Here is a 16,537-nt window from a genome sequence, read left to right as displayed (position 1 = left end):
GCTAGACTTGGTAGTCTTGGCTGGGTTAGTTATGTACGGACTGTTTACCGTGATTCACTAACCAACGAATCGCACTCATAATCGATTTTCATGCTAGTGCGGTAGGGCTTCATTTTAGCAGTATGGTCGAGCATTTCGGCAACAAAACTATTGGGAATAGTGCGATCGCACATTTTCGCGCCTGTAACCACTTCATCCATCAATTCTTTAACTAAAATCAATGTACTAGCATCTGTCATTAGCTCATTAGTTGTCGCATTCAAAATCACCGAAAGCCCGTTGTAAGGTATATTCCAAACTAATTTTTGCCATCTTGCGAGTAACAAATCTTCTGCTAGTTTAATCGGAATCCCCGCTTTTTCAAAATCAGCGCCAATATTCCGCATTCGGTCAGAAATACCACCAGGTTGATAATTAGGATTATATTCGCCTAGCTTAATTTCCTTGTAGTCTAAATGACGAATATGCCCCGCACCTATTTTATTAGAGCAAAGAAAGCATAATCCACCCATTACCCTAGAATTACCAACGATTTGGGCAACTTCTGACTCTATTCCTAGCCCGTTTTGCAAAACTAATACTATCCCATCATTTTTAACTACTGGGGGCAAAAGTTGAAGTAATAAATGATTTTGCGTTGTTTTTAAAGCCACAACTACCACATCGCATTTAGGCATTGTAGCGGCGCTGTTGTAGGCATGAACGCGGGGCAAATTAAAGTTATCACCGGGGGACTCAATAACTAACCCATGCTCCTTAAAGCGATCATAGTCGTTATGCAGCAAGAAATGTACGTCGTGACCCGCTCGTTGCAGACAAGCGCCGTAGTAGCCACCCAACGCCCCCGTACCTAAAATGGCATAAGTTAACCGATTATTGTAAAGGTTTGACATCGTGAAAGTGGCTGTAGTCAATATAGCGATCGCCATTAGGCTTCCAAACCAAGATATCAACAAAACGCATATTCCAGAGAATGTCTCGGCTGGCAAAAGTATGATGAGCGTAAATACTTTGTCCTACAGTTTCATCTAATCCTGTCAGGGTAACTAAAATAGTCGTTTCATCCTCCATCAGTGACAGTGGAGTAACTCCGTATAGAGGGCTGCGATCGTCTATAGGGTGTAAGGCAGTCCAGGAGAGGGAAAAACTAGGGTTTTGACTACGAAGCAGCGTTAAATCGTAAATACGGCGGATAAAATCCCCTTCGGCGGTTATTTCATCTCTAGCTAAACTAACACGCAGAGATGCTTCTAAAATCAAGTTGCGGCGCTGATTAGCAGTGCGAAACATTAAAGTTGGTACGCCTTCAAAAGGTGCAATTACCGCCACCTGACTAAAAATTACTCTAGCATTGGGTCTTGCAAATCGCGCAAACATCAAACCTGTTGCCATAGTCACGCCAAACAAACCTACCAAGGATTCCGCCGTAACTAACAAATGAGCATAGGTTGTTTTGGGATACATTGCACCGTAACCAATCGATGCCATAGTTTGGACGCTGAAAAAGAAGGCATCGGCGAAGTTTCCTGGACGCGCATTTTCAATTCCATCGCCCCCGGCTACATAAGCTAAAGCAAATAGAGCATTAGCAAGAAGATAACCGACGCAAATTAATGTTAGAAAACCTGCCCAAGGAATCGTCAGTAGTAAATGGTATGGATCATTCCAGTAGTTGTACCATTTTCCTAACCCTTCTATATTCAACCGTCCATTCAGCTTGACAAAATGCACAATATTGGCAGAAGTTCGACGCTTTTTTTTCATAAAAGTATTTAGTGCTTAAGGTCGTCGATTCTTGCTTTTACGTTTGGTAAAGCGCCTAACTAGATTCTTGACAAAGTTAGGGGATGCAGACTTACTTTTAGCCGGGCGACTTGTAGTGTTTGGTTTCATACCTTGCTGGGCGCGATCGCTTCCAGCTATCGGTATAGCATTTTTATCGGGGACAATTTGCGATCCATATCTGCGGGCGTAAACTTGCGTAAATTCTGCCCCAAAAAACAAAATCTGCGCCGCATAATATACCCAAGCTAAGATAATTACCAGCGAACCAGCAGCGCCGTAAGTCGAACCAAAGCTACTATTACCTAAATACAAACCTAAGCCATACCTACCGATAGAAAATAGCAGAGAAGTCATCGCTGCGCCAATTAAAACATCGCTCCAAGTAATTTTGACATCGGGCAAAAATTTGTAGATTAGTCCAAATAGTACCGTTGTAACGATAAAACCTAAAACAAAATTCGCCACCTGTAACAGCGAAGCAAGTACGGGGAACAAATGACCTAAATAACCTATAACTCCTGACAAACCCGCACTAAGTAAAAGAGAAACTAAGAGTAAAAAACCAATTCCTAGCACCATCGAAAAAGCTAGAAAACGAGCGCGGATAAAACCCCCAGCACCCGCTTTTGGATCGGGTTGGACTTCCCAAATAGTATTAAGCGCATCTTGCAGTTGCGAAAACACCCCCGACGCGCCAAACAGCAGCACCACAACACTAATAGCCGAGGCAAAACCGCCGCCTTCAGTGGGTTTAGCGGCGCTTTCAATCGCTGTTTGGATAAATTCAGCGCCATCTTTACCAACTAAGCCTTGAATTTGTCCGACAATTTCGCCTCTAGCGGCTTCTTCGCCAAATATTGCCCCTGCAATGGCGATCGCAATAATTAGCAATGGCGAAAGCGAAAAAACGGTGTAATAAGCTAAGGCGGCGGCTAATCGTGAAGCTTTATCTTTATTCCATTCGTCAACGGTTTCTTTAAGCAGAGTAAATATTGTTTTTAACTTCACTCCCAATTCTCCTTAATTTAGGGCGCACCCTTAGATATTAAACTTAGCTGCTATTTCTGTAATGCCCTTTTAGCAGGAAATATAGCAGGTTTAAATTTGCAAGAGTTAGCAAAAAACGCAACTGCTCCAAACATTACAGAAAGCTGCAAAGAAAGAACTTAAAATACTACCTGTATTTAGAGCAACGAGCATGAACACAATGCCTAGCAGTAGCGTTGACAAGCAAAATAAAACTCCCGGTTCAAGTCCCCCAGAACCTTACACAGATTGGCTCAAAGTCATCGCCCGTTATTTTCAATTTGACTATTACAAAACCAACTTTAAAACTGAAATTTTAGCAGGGATAACTACTTTCATGACTATGGGCTACATCTTAGTTGTGAATCCGATTATTTTGTCAAACGCTATTTTTCTGGAGAGACAAGGGGACTTATTTTCGCAATTAGCTGTAGCCACTGCGATCGCCTCTGCCGTAGGAACACTCTGTATGGGCTTATTTGCCAACTATCCCTTTGGTTTAGCTCCTGGGATGGGAACCAACGCATTCTTTGCTTTTTCGGTAGTTATCGGGCTAAAAATTGATTGGAGATTAGCTTTATCTTGCGTGTTCGTCCAAGGGCTAATATTCATTGCGTTAACTTTTACAGATGTGCGCCGCCTGCTCATTAGAACTATTCCCAACACAATCAAACACTCAACGGCGGCGGGAATTGGCTTATTTATTGCCTATATTGGACTGTCGGGAGATCCCACCACTGGCGGCGCGGGGCTAATTGTCGCCAACGAAGCTACTAAAACCGCTTTTGGCAGTTTGAGTCAACCAGCTACTTTAATGGCTGTAGCGGGGCTAGTAATTACCTCTGCGTTTGTAGTGCGGAGCGTTAGAGGAGCATTACTATTAGGGATTTTTGCCACCGCCGTACTTGCTTGGATTTTGGGCGTTGCAACTCCACCACAAGGGATTTTTGCTTTACCTCAATTGCCCAAAGACTTATTTGGACAGGCAATTACTGGGCTATCAGGACTTAACGCTAATAATATTGTTGATTGGTTGGCAGTGTTATTTGTATTTTTGTTTGTAGATATTTTTGACGCGGTAGGGACGCTAACAGGGGTAGGAATGCGCGCGGGTTATATTGGCGAAGATGGAGAATTACCCCGCGCTAATCAAGCTTTAATGGCAGATGCGATCGCAACTACTGTCGGACCATTATTTGGCACTTCTAGCGTCACAGCTTATGTAGAATCTATTTCCGGTGTACTTGAAGGCGGACGGACTGGATTTACAGCCGTTATTGTGGGACTATTATTTTTACTATCTTTATTTTTTATCCCAGTTTTTCAAGCTATCCCAGCTTTTGCAACTACGCCGACATTAGTAATCGTGGGTGCAATGATGCTTTCCCAAGTTACAGAAATTCGCTGGAATGATTTATCAGAAGCTATTCCGGCATTTTTAACTATGTTTATGATTCCGCTTACTTATTCGATTGCGGAAGGATTAGCGATCGGGTTTATTGCTTATCCATTGGTTAAAGCTTTTCAAGGTAAAGGTCATGAAGTATCGTTAGGTACTTGGGTTATTGCCGGAGTTTTTGTTGCTAGGTTTGTCTTTATGACGTTGCGTTTTGACTAATTATTTTAGAGGAAAGTTAAAACCCTTGTCTTACAAAGCAACAATTGAGAATGAGCAATAGTCCCCATAAAAGTCAGAGGAGGTTGAGAAAATAATCTGCACTATTGATTAAGATATAGTTTATTTAAAAGCTCGGCGATCGCGCAAATTCCAAAATACCGCGACCATATAGATAAATGAGCAATCAATTTGAACCGGGATCAGATTTATCTCCGACTAAACGCGCCTTACTAGCACTTAAACAAATGCAGTCCAAGCTAGAAGCTTGGGAAAAGGCAAAAAATGAACCAATCGCTATTGTCGGTATAGGTTGTCGATTTCCGCAATTGTGCGATCGCCCGGAAGATTTTTGGCAGCTATTAATTGACGGTAAAAGCGCAATTACTGAAGTTCCCGCCGATAGATGGGACAACGACGCTTATTACGACTCAGAGGCAAATACTCCAGGGAAAATGTACAGCCGCTACGGTGGTTTTGTGCCTCACTTACAAGATTTTGACGCGCAATTTTTCCGCATTTCTCCCCGTGAAGCGATTAGCCTTGATCCTCAACAACGTTTACTTTTAGAAGTAAGCTGGGAAGCTTTAGAACGAGCGGGTATTGCTCAAGATCGGCTAACAGGTAGTCAAACGGGAGTATTTGTCGGTATTTGCGGTAACGATTATTGGCATCGATTGCTAACTAAAAATACCCCAAAAATTGATGCTTATTTAGCTACAGGCAATGCTCACAGCATGGCTTCGGGACGCTTATCTTATATTTTGGGGTTGACGGGCCCAAGTATGTCGGTAGATACTGCTTGCTCGTCGTCTTTGGTGGCGGTGCATTTGGCGATCAGCAGTTTGCGAAATCGTGAGTGCGATTTAGCGATCGCTTCTGGGGTAAATCGAATTTTATTACCCGAAGTTAGTATCAATTTTTCTAAAGCCCGAATGCTCACCCCCGGACAATATTGCAAAACCTTTGATGCTGCCGCCGATGGCTTTGTTCGGGCGGAAGGGTGTGGGGCGATCGTTCTCAAGCGTCTGAGCGATGCTATAGCCGATGGAAACAACATTTTGGCGATAATTCTTGGTTCAGCCGTCAACCACGATGGGCGCAGCAGTGGGCTAACCGTTCCCAATGGGCCCGCTCAACAAGCGGTTATTCGCCAAGCTTTAGAACGTAGTAAAATTGAACCTCACCAAGTAAGTTATTTAGAAACTCACGGTACAGGTACAGCTTTAGGCGATCCGATTGAGGTAGGAGCTTTGGGCGAGGTATTTGGACAAAGAAGCACCGCACCGCCGCTAATTATTGGATCAGTAAAAACAAATATCGGTCACTTAGAGGCTGCCGCCGGAATTGCTAGTTTAATTAAAGTTGTAATGGCGCTGCAACAACAGGAAATTCCACCACATCTACATTTACAACAACCTAACCCGCATATTGACTGGGAGCAATTGCCGATAAAAGTCGCAACTGGTACTCCTTGGACTAGGGGACAACAGCAACGTATCGCCGGAGTAAGTTCCTTTGGCTTTAGCGGCACAAATGCCCACGTAGTAGTAGCTGAAGCGCCACAAGTAGAGCGGAAGTTAGCCCAATTAGTCCGCCCCTTACATATATTTACTCTATCGGCAAAGACTCAAAGCGCGCTCATAGAGTTGGCTACTCGTTATCAAGATTACTTAGCTACTACGATCGCAGATATCGGCGATATTTGCTTTACTGCTAACGTTGGGCGATCGCACTTTAATTATCGCCAATATATTGTAACTTCCTCAATTACCCAGCTTGGCGCACAACTAGCGGATTTTGTTGCAGAGAAAGAAGTTACATTACACCTTGGACAAATAAAAGATAGTAGTACGAAGAAACTAGCCTTTATCTTTACAGATTTTGGTTGTCAAGATGCAGAGATGGGACACCAGCTTTACCAAACTCAGCCGACTTTTCGGCAAGCAATTGACCAATGTGCAGAAATTTTAACTAACTATATAGATGTACCATTGCTAGAAATTTTATACCCCACTCCCAAAGAATCCGCCTTACTTAACCAACCTAGCTACGCCAAAAGTGCTTTATTTGCCTTTGCGTATGCTTTATCCCAGTTATGGATTTCTTGGGGTATACAACCAGGCGCTGTTACGGGTGATGAAGTGGGCGAATATGTTGCTGCGTGTGTGGCGGGAATATTTAGCCTAGAAGATGGCTTGAAGTTGATGGCGGCGCAAGATCGGCAGTTATTAACTAATGTGGAGGAAGGTTTATTAACGGAAGTAGCCAAAAAAATCAGTTATTCTGCGCCCAAAATTCAATTTATTACCCGTTTTGCTGGAGACGTGGCAACTTATCAGTATTGGTGTCGTCATCCGTCACTAACGGGGAAGTTGTTTGCACAAAGGTTACAAATGGCATCGTCTGGTTACGAAATCTGTTTAGAAATTAGTCCCCGACCTGCTATTTTGAATACAAATACTGAAGGCGATTTATTATCGAATTTGCGTCAAGAAAGTGCAGGCTACAGTCAATTTTTGCACTGTTTGGGGGAACTATACTTACAAGGGGTAGCGGTAAACTGGTCAGGTTTTGACCGAGATTATCTTCGTCGCTTGGTAGTATTGCCTACCTACCCTTTTCAAAGACAGCGTTATTGGTTTGAGTAAACATTAATAAAATAATTATGGCTACAAGTCTACAGAAATACGACCGTTTATTTACGGTTGGGATAGTTGCGGCTCTTAATATATCATTAGCTGCAATTCCCGCAAAAGCCGAGTTATTTAATAGCGCCCTCGACCGTCTCCCCGCTACGGAGCGCGTAGCCTTACGTCAAGGGAAAAGTTTGGTTACAGGAAGTAACGGCAAATATATAGGTAAGGTATTAGTAAAAGCAACCCCTGCTACAGCTTGGCAAGTATTAACCGACTACAATAATTTCTACCGTTTTTTGCCTAATGTAGTTAGTAGCAAGCTAATTCAAAATAATCGCGATCGCAAAGTTTTTGAGCAAATCCAAATTTTTCGCGCTTTTGCGCTCACAAAAAAAGCTCGCGTACGAATTGCTGTTAAAGAAACTTACCCTAAACAAATTGCTTTTAGTCTTGTCGAAGGCGATTTGAAGTCTCTACAAGGTTCGTGGCGAATAGAGCCAGTTTCACCTTATCCTGGCGCACCCTCCAATCAAGTTTTGATTATTCACCAAGTCAACGCCGATCCCGGTGCTATTGCTGCTCGTGGTGTATTCTATAGTGTATATAAAAATACTTTAGAAAATACAATGGTAGCTTTGAAGAAAGAAGTTGAAAAGCGATCGCTCAAAAAATAAGATTTTTTTGAACATCGTTCGTGTAATAACAACATTATTTAGTGTTGTTATTTTTTTATGTAATACCAGATTCTAAACCAATTCAATTATCTATGTTATTGGGAAATTCCCAAACAAATGTTGCGACTAAATATTAAAGCTATTCCTAAAACCTGGTTTCTTTTATTCATAATCATTATTTTCTTAGGTATATTTTTTAGAATTACTAACATTGAAAATAAAGTTTACTGGGTAGATGAAGTTGCTACTTCTATTCGAGTTTCTGGTTATACAAAACAAGAAGTTACTCAAAACCTTTTTAATTTGAAACTTATTACCGTAAAAGATTTACAACAGTATCAAAAATTGACTGTTCAAAAAGATTTAACTGCTACTATTAAAGCTTTAATCAAAAGTCCTGAACATTCACCACTTTATTTTATATTAACTAGGTTTTGGGTGCAAAGGTTTGGTAGCTCAGTTGTTGCAACTAGAAGTTTGTCAGTTGTTTTTGGTTTATTAGCGATTCCCTGCGTTTATTGGTTATGTCAGGAGTTATTTAAAACACCTTTAGTAAGTTGGGTTGCAGTGGCACTTTTTGCAGTTTCTCCCTTTTATGTAGCTTATTCTCAAGAAGCACGTCCTTACAGTTTATGGATAGTTACTATTTTAAGTTCAAATATTGCTCTTTTACGGGCTATCCGGCTTAAGAATAAACAAAGTTGGCTTTTATATACAGTTAGTTTAACCATTAGTTTTTATACTTCTTTATTTTCTATATTTGTTGCTATCGGACAAAGTATTTATATAATTTTTTTAGAAAAATTCAATCTTACAAAAACAGTTAAGAGATATTTATTAGCATTTACTCTAGGAATAATTAGTTTTTTGCCTTGGCTTTTTATAATTTTTTACAATTGGCAAAGGTTTCAAGATAATACAACTTGGATGCGTGTACCTATTTCTCTACCAATTAAAATAGTTATTTGGATTTATAGCATTGCCATTGTGTTTGTAGAATCGCCTATTTATAAAGGTTTCGATGCAATTATTATTACTAGAATTGTTACTGATTTAAGTTTATTTGCTTTAATCATTTGGGCTTTTTATTTTTTATTGAATCAAGCTCCAAGAGCAGTTAAGCTATTTATTTTAACTTCAACGATAGTTCCTACTTTGCTTTTTATATTAGTTGATTTAATCTTTGATTCAAAAACTTCTACTGCTCCTAGATATATAGTTCCTTGTCAGCTAGGAATATTGTTAACTCTTGCTTATTTTTTAGCAAATAAGTTATTAAATAAACAATTTTTTTGGAGAACAATCTTAATTACTCTAATTTCGATAGAAATAATGTCTTGTATTTTTATTCTCAATACTTCTCCTAAGTATCAAAAAACTCGAAACATATATAATATTCCTATAGCTGCTACTTTGAACCAAGCTAAAGCTCCAGTTTTAATTGCTGAAACCAAGGAAACTTTAGACATAATATCTCTTAGTTACCAGTTGGAAGCAACGATAAAAATTCAGTTTTTGCCCCAAATAAATTTGAGCCAATTAATTAATAGCTGCGAAAATGTATTTTTATTTAATCCTTCAACCATTTGGCAAAGTCAGCTTACTCAACAATTTAAACTAAAGCAAGTTTATAAACCTAATCTGCTTACCTCCGATGAAATAGCACTTACACTGTGGACAGTTAAAGGTTTAAACAATAATTGCTTGTAAAAGGTATGAATTGATAATTTGCTCTCCTTATAATCCCTCCTTTTTAAGGGGAGAATATCTTTTTAAAGATAATGCTAAAATAGCAGTTATTGGCGGATAATTCGTTAACTTTTCTAAATATTTTTTGCAGTAAATCTAATTATTATTTGATTTATTAAATTTTACAAACTTCAAATTATACGGTTTTTTAGTAATGTATTGAGTATAAGAAGATTGCAAATATTTACTGTATTCGGGATCTTGAGCTATGTAAAACTTAAAAAATCCTACTGTTAGCGCCTCAAGATAACTTTGCGCTACTAATCTTAATTCCTCTGAAGATGCGGCTCTATTTGTATTTAATAGTTTGTCCATTAGCTGAATAGTAACGCGGGTGTGAGGGAGGTTTTCAGATACTACTAAATACTTCTGCGAAGTTAACCGATTAAAAGCTGGCAATTGTTCTAATAAGAATGGTGTAACAATATCTTCGTCGGTAGCTTGCCAAAAAATAGGAATGTTGACACGGCTTAAACCATTTTTTCCAAATAGGCTATTAGTAAAGGGAACAAATACAAATGCCGCCTTAATTCTATTGTCTTGTAAATTAACTCTTTGTCTTGGTAATTCTAAAGCTCGACATTGATACAAAATTGAAATATTTACAACATTAATCGGAAAACTACAATCTTTTTCTAGTTGAGCAAAATCAAGTTCAGCACCAGCTAAAGATAAAGCTGTAGTTCCGCCAAAAGAATAACCAAACATTCCAACTTGTTGCAAGTTTAACTTGTTATCAAACTCAATAGAATTAAGCTTTTCTAACTCATTTAAAACAAAAGTTATATCTAAAGGACGATTGATATATTCTTCAGCATCAAAGTTTTCTTTGTATAATCCAGCAAAAAATTGTTTTTGCCTAAGATCGCTACTACCAGGATGATCGGGAACAACAACTAAAAAGCCTTGAGAAGCTAGATGTTGAGCTAATAGTATAAAACGATCGCGCTGTCCGCCTAAACCATTAGAAATCGTAATTACCGGAACTTGGGACTTGTGAAAAGCTGCGGGTACATATAAATCTACAACAATGGCGCGATCGCGTTTTGAGTCGTGTAAATTGATTGTGCGCCTAGAAACACTATAATTGCCCAGTTTTCTCAAGTCTGGTATGCGAGCGTAATTAGTTTTGTTATCTGTAATAGATTGTTCGCCAAGCTGGGAAACTAAAGTATCGGTATCTTTAAGCAACTTAGAAATTTGGCGAGTAAACTTGAGAACTTCCCCAATATCAATTTGGATATCTGTGGGAAACTTTCGCAAAAAATTAAGGGCTGTAAATCCTTCAGGAGAAGCCGCCGACTGAACTATCGCCGCCCTAATCCCGTAAAACCCATTTTGACCACTTTTAGTTTTAATTACCAATCCAAACCGCTTTAACAACCGCTCTCCAGTAATAGAGTAGCTAACTCTAGAAATCGTTACAGGCTTAAGGTTGTAGCGTGTCTGCAAAAAAGCCCGTAATTGAGTTTGCTGTTTTGGATTTAAACGATTGAGAACAAAACTTAATTGGCGATCTATTTTCCCTTGCTGGGCAAAAGTTTCTAAAGCATCAACAGAAAATGAAACGCCCAAAGTACCGTAATTAATATAAACTCGTTGGGCGGCGCTAACAGGTAAAGCAGTCAAGATACTAGAAATAATCCCTAACGCCAAAACTCGAAGTCTCATCATTTACGTTTTTTTCAGAGCTTTTTTGACTAGATCGGGAATTTGGGAAGGTTTTTCCGCAATCGGAATCTTAGCAGACTTTAAAGCAGCTAATTTGCTTTGTACTGTACCTACATTTACACCTCTACCCACAACGGCGGCTAAAGTTCCTGTATGTCCCCAATGTCTTCCGGCGGGGGCTTGTCTGCCTGCAATGTAAGCAATTACAGGTTTGTTGATAGTTTCAGCAATGTAATGAGCGGCGGCTTCTTCGCTATTCCCACCAAGTTCGCCGACTAAAACAATTACTTCTGTTGCGTCGTCAGCATCAAACATTTGCAGCCATTGCAAAAACGAAGATCCGGCAATCGCATCACCGCCAATACTTACCGCCATAGACTGCCCCAATCCTGCCTTAGTCAGTTCCAAAGCAATTTCGTAGGTTAAGGTACTGCTACGGCTCACTATTCCCACCGCTCCAGGAATATAAAACTCGCTTCTATGCGTCCCTAAAAGTAATTTTCCCGGTACGATAATTCCGGGGCTATTGGGCCCAACAATAATAGTTTCGGTAGCTTCAGCTTTCCGTAACAGATGCACCATATCTAAAGGCGGCATTCCAGAGGAGACAATAATAATTTGTTTAATTCCTGCCGATATTGCCTCCAAAGCCGCGTCTAAAGCCTGGTAAGCCGGGACAAAAATTAAAGTAGTATCAATTGATCCCACTTCAGCTAAGGCTTGTTCTACGAGGTCAAATACAGGAATATCATCAAAGGTTTGTCCGCCCAAACCGGGGTTGACTCCCGCCACTACTTTTGTACCGTAAACTTTCATTTGTACCCCGTGAGTTGCAGAAAGTTCGGCGGTGATGCCTTGAAACAAAATTTTACTGTCTGGCTGTAAATTCATAACTTTTTAGCCGGAGAAGACTTAGCTTGACGGATAGTTTGCAAAACAGCTTCATCTAAATTTTCAATTAAAGGAATTGCTACTGGCGCAAGTTGTGCTTGGGCTGAGTCTAGCTCAGAACCAGCAAAACGCACAATTAAGCGGGGATAAGCAGCATTGCGGGTCTTTGGCATCCGATCTTCCCCAAACTTACTAATAGATTCTGCTACTTTTACTCCTTTAAGAACGCTCCCAAGGATGTTGACGAGGACAACTTGAATATTTTTGTCGCGCACCAATAGGTCTAAACCTTGCTCTAGGCGATCGCTAAAACTAGGCTTAGTTGGGTCTAAATTGCTGCCATGACCGATATTTAGGCAAGTTTTGACCTTTCCCCCCCCATCACTAACAAGATCCAATGTTGCCATCACAAGCCCCGCACCATTGCCCAAAATCCCAATATTGCCTGCTCGATCTACTAAATCGGCATTACCCAAAATATCGAAGTAGTTTTGACTATTGGCACGATTTGCCATTTTTTGCGCCATTAAACTAATGTCCGCGTGACGAGCGATCGCGCGGCTATTGACGGTTACTTTGCCATCTAGCGCCATTACTTCCCCCGTAGCGCTCACACCTAGGGGGTTTATCTCCACTAAATCTAAGTCTTTTTGCCAAAATAGCCGATACATCTTCTCTACAACATCACTAACTGACCCAATTAAAGCTCCTTTTAGCCCCATTTTGACGCTCAACTTACGGGCATAAAAAGGCGAAAATTCTCGCTCTACTACTACTTGTTGGAGTAATTCTTCTGAGGATTCTACATCAACACCACCTTGAGGAGAACCCAATAATACAGGTCTGCGAGTATTGCTATCTAATACTACGGCTAAGTAAAATTCTCTGTCTGCATTGTATTTTGCTTCTGCTAGTAGCACTTCGGGGACTTCACCTAAGATTGGGAGATGAAATATAGTTTGCGCCGCCGCGATCGCATCTATAGTATTTGTCACAATCCGTACTCCCCCCGCGCGTCCGCGTCCACCCGTGCGTACTTGAGACTTAATTACTACTGGATAGGGAATTTTCAACCCTTTAAGGTCGCCAATTTTGTCAATTCTTTGAGATGGCAATACTGGAATGCCCGTTTCCCGGAACCATTCTTTAGCTTGGTACTCTAATAAATCCATCTAGTGCTTTTAGTCGCAACTCCCCTACCCTACAGCCTATCGCTTAATTTTTCATTTCTTCTGGTCAAAAAATAAAATCATTTCTTTTACAGCTATGTATTATGCCAAATCCCAAGGCAAGGCAAGACATGAAGTTTTTGATACAATATGCCCTCTCAAGCTATGGGGGCTTTGCAGCTAGAAACAGACTTGCGCAAGGCTATAGAAAATCAAGAGTTACAAATTTATTATCAACCGATTGTGTTGCTCAAAACTGCGAAAATTACTGGATTTGAAGCTTTATTACGCTGGGAACATCCGGATTTGGGCTTTGTTTCGCCCACAAAGTTTATTCCCGTAGCTGAAGAAACCGGGCTAATTATTCCTTTAGGAGAGTGGGTAATCCGCGAGGCGTGTAAGCAGTTGCATTTGTGGCAATTGCAGTTTCCTAGTGCAGAAATAACTATGAGCATAAATTTTTCTAGCAAACAATTCGCGCAAACCAATATAGTTGAATCGATTAAAGACATCCTCAATGGATATGACTTACAACCAAAGCATATACACTTAGAGCTTACCGAAAGTGTACTTGTAGAAAATAGTCAAGCAATCGACCAAACTCTGAAGCAATTGAAAGCTTTAGGACTAATTTTGTGTCTAGATGACTTTGGTACAGGCTATTCATCCCTTAGTTATCTGCACCGTTTCCCCATAGATATCTTAAAAATTGACCATTCTTTCGTCATGGGTATGAGTAGCAATGATGATCGTAATTCTAAAGTTGAAATTATCCAAACTATCCTAGCTCTAGCTGAGAATATGGGTATGAAGGTAGTTGCCGAAGGTATAGAAACTCAACGGCAACTGGCAAAACTTAGAGCGCTAAAATTTGAATACGGACAGGGATATTTTTTCTCTAAACCTGTAGATAACAAAGCAATTGAGGATTTATTAGCTGCACAGTCTCAAGGGTAGCGTTGACAATGTTTTAGATAGCCAAGCGTCAGGTACGGTAAACTTATAGGCTACGCGCAAAAATAGTTTGATTGAAAAATGTATACAGCATCACAAACCTCTGCGATCGCCTCCGTTGTCTTAGTAGCTTGCGCTATATTAGGCTGGGGATTTTATCGCGCTAAACCTTTGGGTAAGCTAGGAGTTTTAACTTGGTTGCAGTCGGTAATCTTAATTGCTCCAGTGGTATTATTTTTTGGCTTATTTGCCGCAGGTATTTCTATAAGTTTTGTGGGTATTCTATTTTTGGTTGTCGCTGCGGTAGTAGCTTATATAGCGATAGAAAATCGGCTGAGAATTCAAAAAGCCCAAATTAAACCTAGCCTGGTTGAGCAAAAAATCGCCGCAAATCCCACCAAGCCAAGTAAACCTCCAGAGCAAACGGTTGTCCCGATTCCCTCAGAAGATATGCTGGCAATTAAAGGGATTTTTAGTATTGATACCTATTTTGCTGTAGAAACTGTCCCCTATCAAGAAGGTGTAATTGCTAAAGGCAACTTGCGCGGGGAGCCAGAAGCGGTACATAAAAAGCTGACAGCCAACTTGCAGGAAAAATTAGGGGATTCCTATCGGCTATTTTTGGTAGATAATCTAGACTCTAAACCTGTAGTAATCATCCTTCCCGCTAGTGCGGATGTGCGCCCAGTAACAGTAAGTCAGTATATTTTGGCTGTTACTCTAGGAATTGCCACAATCGCCACGATCTTTGAAACGGCGGGGATATTACTAGGTTTTTATTTTTTTAGTCATTTAGAGCGCTTTAGAGAAGTTTTACCGATTGGTATTGGTATTATCGCAGTTTTAGCCGCTCACGAACTTGCTCATTATTTTGTAGCGCGACGTTATCAAGTTAAATTGAGTCCGCCCTTTTTCTTACCAACTCTGCAACTAGGTGCTTTTGGCGCTATTACCCGGTTTGCGTCTTTAGTACCCAGTCGCAAAGCTTTGTTTGATATTGCTTTTGCTGGGCCGGCGGCGGGGGGTTTACTCTCTTTATTGCTGCTAATTGTTGGTTTATTACTATCCCACTCTGGCAGTTTGTTTCAAGTTCCCACAGAGTTTTTTCGCGGCTCAATTTTAGTAGGAGTTTTAGCACGGGTAATTATCGGTACTAATCTCCACAATAGTTTAGTTGACGTAAATCCATTGACGGTGATTGGCTGGTTGGGTTTGGTCATTACCGCCCTAAATTTGATGCCTGCGGGGGTGTTGGATGGAGGAAGGGTTGTGCAAGCCATTTACGGACGCAAGACCGCAGGACGGGCTACTGTTGCCACTTTAATTATCTTAGCCGTCGCATCGTTGGCAAACCCTGTCGCAATGTATTGGGCGATCGCAATTTTGTTTTTACAGCGTGAATTAGAGCGTCCCAGCCTTAACGAACTCACTGAGCCAGACGACACTAGAGCGGCTTTAGGCTTAGTTGCTTTATTTTTAATGATTTCTGTGCTTTTGCCGCTAACTCCAGCCTTGGCGGGGCGTTTGGGCATTGGTGGATAGTTCGAGAGCTTTAGATATCTGACACCCTTGATCGTGGGTTAGGGCGATCGCTAACTTTACATTAATCAAGATGTTAAATCACTTTGATGCACGACCCCGGCTTTTAACTTTTATAGGAACTTCGGTATTAACATATTTTCTCCTCTCAAATCGACTGTTACTACCAACCCGACTGATCCTGGCTTGGGAGGTAGGTGCTATTTGTTTTTTAATTTTAGCTTTTGTAACGATCGATAGCGCTACCCCTCAAAAAATGCGCCGTAGCGCCCAACGCCAAGATGATAGCCGTTTTACAATCCTCACTTTAGTAGTTGCCGCAGCTTGTGCTAGTCTGCTTGCTATTGGGTTTATGCTCAAAGGGACTAAAGATATCTCTCCGTTGATATTAACGCTACACGTAGTATTGGCAGTTTTGACCGTTGTTACTTCTTGGTTGCTTACTCATACAATGTTTGCTTTATACTACGCTCATCTTTATTACCGCGATGATCAAGCAAGTGATACATCAACCAATGCCGAAGGCTTAGATTTTCCCGGAGATAAAGAACCGGATTATTGGGATTTTCTCTACTTTTCTTATGTCATTGGGATGACTTGCCAAGTTTCTGATGTTGCCACAACTTCACGCAGCATGAGAAGATTAGCTTTAATCCACGGAGTATTAACTTTTTTCTTTAATACAGTTATTTTGGCACTCAGCATCAATATTATTGCTGGTTTAATCTAAAACTACCCTTGATTATTCGGTTGTGAGCTAAAGAAGTGTGGGGTAGGTGGCAAAGTCTTGCCAATCCCAGTTGTAAAACGTTAACCCCGCTCTCT

Annotated in this window: 13 protein-coding genes; 7 read left to right on the top strand and 6 right to left on the bottom strand. The window is 40.6% G+C overall.

The features are described 5' to 3' along the window. Positions 1–44: 44 nt before the first annotated feature. The 3 genes from C7B70_RS22865 to C7B70_RS22855 are packed head-to-tail and all read right to left on the bottom strand — an operon-like array spanning position 45 to position 2,793. The gene (locus tag C7B70_RS22865; protein WP_199192459.1) at positions 45–893 is read right to left on the bottom strand and encodes a putative 2-dehydropantoate 2-reductase; all 849 of its coding nucleotides are present in this window, start codon (positions 891–893) and stop codon (positions 45–47) included. Continuing rightward, positions 874–1,764, bottom strand: coding sequence for an ion channel (locus tag C7B70_RS22860; protein WP_106371247.1), 891 nt, complete (start codon positions 1,762–1,764; stop codon positions 874–876). Before C7B70_RS22860 ends, C7B70_RS22865 begins: the two co-directional genes overlap by 20 nt. Positions 1,765–1,779: 15 nt before the next feature. Continuing rightward, the gene (locus tag C7B70_RS22855) at positions 1,780–2,793 is read right to left on the bottom strand and encodes a YihY/virulence factor BrkB family protein (RefSeq protein ID WP_106371246.1); all 1,014 of its coding nucleotides are present in this window, start codon (positions 2,791–2,793) and stop codon (positions 1,780–1,782) included. Positions 2,794–2,983: 190 nt separating this feature from the next. Here C7B70_RS22855 and C7B70_RS22850 point away from each other — a divergent pair, with 190 nt between their 5' ends. The 4 genes from C7B70_RS22850 to C7B70_RS22835 all read left to right on the top strand — a co-directional run bounded on the left by C7B70_RS22850 (position 2,984) and on the right by C7B70_RS22835 (position 9,449). Beyond that, a complete protein-coding gene (locus C7B70_RS22850; protein WP_106371245.1) occupies positions 2,984–4,429 on the top strand; it encodes an NCS2 family permease in 1,446 nt (481 codons plus the stop codon). A 176-nt stretch (positions 4,430–4,605) separates the two neighbouring features. Beyond that, positions 4,606–7,077 carry a type I polyketide synthase gene (locus C7B70_RS22845; RefSeq protein WP_106371244.1) on the top strand — a complete coding sequence of 824 codons (2,472 nt, stop codon included), beginning with the start codon at positions 4,606–4,608 and terminating at the stop codon, positions 7,075–7,077. Between the two features lie 17 nt (positions 7,078–7,094). Then, positions 7,095–7,739, top strand: coding sequence for an SRPBCC family protein (locus C7B70_RS22840; RefSeq protein WP_106371243.1), 645 nt, complete (start codon positions 7,095–7,097; stop codon positions 7,737–7,739). 117 nt (positions 7,740–7,856) lie between these two features. Beyond that, positions 7,857–9,449 carry a glycosyltransferase family 39 protein gene (locus tag C7B70_RS22835; RefSeq protein ID WP_106371242.1) on the top strand — a complete coding sequence of 531 codons (1,593 nt, stop codon included), beginning with the start codon at positions 7,857–7,859 and terminating at the stop codon, positions 9,447–9,449. A 135-nt stretch (positions 9,450–9,584) separates the two neighbouring features. Here C7B70_RS22835 and C7B70_RS22830 read toward each other — a convergent pair whose 3' ends face one another. Genes C7B70_RS22830 through C7B70_RS22820 form a run of 3 tightly spaced genes read right to left on the bottom strand, consistent with a single transcriptional unit; the run spans position 9,585 to position 13,222 of the window. Then, complete coding sequence (locus C7B70_RS22830; RefSeq protein WP_106371241.1) at positions 9,585–11,162, bottom strand: alpha/beta hydrolase; 1,578 nt, start codon at positions 11,160–11,162, stop codon at positions 9,585–9,587. Continuing rightward, positions 11,163–12,050 carry a CoA-binding protein gene (locus tag C7B70_RS22825; RefSeq protein WP_106371240.1) on the bottom strand — a complete coding sequence of 296 codons (888 nt, stop codon included), beginning with the start codon at positions 12,048–12,050 and terminating at the stop codon, positions 11,163–11,165. Further along, on the bottom strand, positions 12,047–13,222 hold the full coding sequence (locus C7B70_RS22820; RefSeq protein WP_106371239.1) for an ATP-grasp domain-containing protein: 1,176 nt from the start codon (positions 13,220–13,222) through the stop codon (positions 12,047–12,049). Before C7B70_RS22820 ends, C7B70_RS22825 begins: the two co-directional genes overlap by 4 nt. 147 nt (positions 13,223–13,369) lie before the next feature. On the opposite strand from C7B70_RS22820, the gene C7B70_RS22815 reads away from it, so the two are divergent. The 3 genes from C7B70_RS22815 (at position 13,370) to C7B70_RS22805 (ending at position 16,442) form a co-directional block, all read left to right on the top strand. Beyond that, positions 13,370–14,176 carry a bifunctional diguanylate cyclase/phosphodiesterase gene (locus C7B70_RS22815; protein WP_106371238.1) on the top strand — a complete coding sequence of 269 codons (807 nt, stop codon included), beginning with the start codon at positions 13,370–13,372 and terminating at the stop codon, positions 14,174–14,176. A gap of 78 nt (positions 14,177–14,254) precedes the next feature. Next, the gene (locus C7B70_RS22810; RefSeq protein WP_106371237.1) at positions 14,255–15,715 is read left to right on the top strand and encodes a site-2 protease family protein; all 1,461 of its coding nucleotides are present in this window, start codon (positions 14,255–14,257) and stop codon (positions 15,713–15,715) included. 70 nt (positions 15,716–15,785) lie between these two features. Next, positions 15,786–16,442 carry a DUF1345 domain-containing protein gene (locus C7B70_RS22805; protein WP_106371236.1) on the top strand — a complete coding sequence of 219 codons (657 nt, stop codon included), beginning with the start codon at positions 15,786–15,788 and terminating at the stop codon, positions 16,440–16,442. The last annotated feature ends 95 nt before the right edge of the window (positions 16,443–16,537 follow it).

The sequence above is a fragment of the Chlorogloea sp. CCALA 695 genome, from assembly GCF_003003885.1.
Lineage (GTDB): Bacteria > Cyanobacteriota > Cyanobacteriia > Cyanobacteriales > Chroococcidiopsidaceae > Aliterella.
Note: the sequence above shows the minus strand (reverse complement) of the source record. Positions and strands in the feature narration are given on the sequence as shown.

Coding starts and splice junctions, on each gene's coding strand:
- C7B70_RS22865 (WP_199192459.1), bottom strand. CDS start 893: ATGTCAAACCTTTACAATAATCGGTTAACTTATGCCATTTTAGGTACG.
- C7B70_RS22860 (WP_106371247.1), bottom strand. CDS start 1,764: ATGAAAAAAAAGCGTCGAACTTCTGCCAATATTGTGCATTTTGTCAAG.
- C7B70_RS22850 (WP_106371245.1), top strand. CDS start 2,984: ATGAACACAATGCCTAGCAGTAGCGTTGACAAGCAAAATAAAACTCCC.
- C7B70_RS22845 (WP_106371244.1), top strand. CDS start 4,606: ATGAGCAATCAATTTGAACCGGGATCAGATTTATCTCCGACTAAACGC.
- C7B70_RS22840 (WP_106371243.1), top strand. CDS start 7,095: ATGGCTACAAGTCTACAGAAATACGACCGTTTATTTACGGTTGGGATA.
- C7B70_RS22835 (WP_106371242.1), top strand. CDS start 7,857: ATGTTGCGACTAAATATTAAAGCTATTCCTAAAACCTGGTTTCTTTTA.
- C7B70_RS22830 (WP_106371241.1), bottom strand. CDS start 11,162: ATGATGAGACTTCGAGTTTTGGCGTTAGGGATTATTTCTAGTATCTTG.
- C7B70_RS22825 (WP_106371240.1), bottom strand. CDS start 12,050: ATGAATTTACAGCCAGACAGTAAAATTTTGTTTCAAGGCATCACCGCC.
- C7B70_RS22820 (WP_106371239.1), bottom strand. CDS start 13,222: ATGGATTTATTAGAGTACCAAGCTAAAGAATGGTTCCGGGAAACGGGC.
- C7B70_RS22815 (WP_106371238.1), top strand. CDS start 13,370: ATGCCCTCTCAAGCTATGGGGGCTTTGCAGCTAGAAACAGACTTGCGC.
- C7B70_RS22810 (WP_106371237.1), top strand. CDS start 14,255: ATGTATACAGCATCACAAACCTCTGCGATCGCCTCCGTTGTCTTAGTA.
- C7B70_RS22805 (WP_106371236.1), top strand. CDS start 15,786: ATGTTAAATCACTTTGATGCACGACCCCGGCTTTTAACTTTTATAGGA.